1 pseudogene is annotated in these 1,327 nt (G+C 41.5%); it reads left to right on the plus strand.

The annotated features are described in order from the left end of the window. Window positions 1-49: 49 nt before the first annotated feature. A pseudogene (locus ACQ76X_RS35890) lies at window positions 50-1,327 on the plus strand (hypothetical protein); the annotation flags it as partial.

The following is a 1,327-nucleotide window of genomic DNA, read 5'->3' on the forward strand; positions in this document are numbered from 1 at the left end:
ACAAGCGTCAACCAAAAAGCACAAACGATGGGGAGCGTTGGCTTTATCTTTGGTTCTGCTAGTTCCCGGATTATTCATCTCCGGCGAGACAACCAAAGTCGAAGGTGCTGGTTATAACGAAATTGTAAAAGTAGAAAACTTTTCAAGTAACAATACGAATTATGAAGCTGCGTATAACACTAACATAACCGCATTTTACAATAAAGTAACTCTTAGCAACGGAAGTGTCTACTACCTCGACGGAGATTCCATCTTCGTGAAGTTCGAGCCTGGAGAAACTCCACTGTTTCCTACGTATGCGAGTAGAACAGAGATTAACTCTTATCCTTTTATAGGAGCGGATGGATACATCTACAGGAGCAAAGGATATCCAACAACTAAAATATTTGAAACTAAAGTTAAAAATGCAGTAATTGCAGCTAACCCTACCAATTATCAGGCAGGCACCAGTTATTTTGCAATTGGGGAAGATGGTATGACATGGGCTTGGGGAAAAGGGGCAGCAGGTCAATTGGGTAGTGGAGAAAAGTTGGACAGGGCTATTCCCATAGAAGTCGTTGACCCGGCTACAGGCGACCCTATTCTAGGCGTTAAGAAAATAATCCCAGCACCAGAACAGGGGGTTATATTACTTACCAACAGTAAAGCATATCTTGTTGGTTCATCGTTTGGGTTATCCTCTTTGGCTTCGGCGAAGCCAGTAGCAATTGATAACTTTCCAGCATATAGCAACCCTATGAATGTTGATGTCTCTTACCTTGGTGACACCTCAGAGGCTGGCGCTAACTATGCAAAACAGTGGATAGCAAACACGAACCCACCGGTTACTTATGCGTGGTACAAAGGTAATTTCAGACGTTATGTTTTGCAGGTGGAAGATAAGTCCTATACCTTTTCACCAATTGACACGGTAATTGACAATGATAAACAAATTACAGCATTGTCTGGATTAACCGCGCTCCCTCTAGACAAGTCAAAAGCCAAATTTTATCCAAATAAGAATACAGAGCTGAACACTTACACAGGATTGTATTTGGATAATGGGGTATTGTCGACATGGGATACTTTAGGGACCAATATTCCTGTATGGAATGCATCTGCTAATGCTAAAACATTTGCAACAAAGGTTGAAATAGCAACTGGTGTTACTAAAGCTATGTTTAGTAGCAAAGAAAACACATACTGGTTTATAAAAGATGATAAGTTGTACGCCGTTGGAGCGAATAACAAAGGAATATCTGGTACCGGTTCTGCAGTATTAACGACTCCATCCCGTATCCGTGGATCTTCCGACCAAGTTGCTGCAGTTAAGGATATTGCGATAGCA

Source organism: Paenibacillus sp. IHBB 3054 (assembly GCF_051594305.1).
Taxonomy (GTDB): Bacteria; Bacillota; Bacilli; order Paenibacillales; family Paenibacillaceae; genus Paenibacillus_AQ.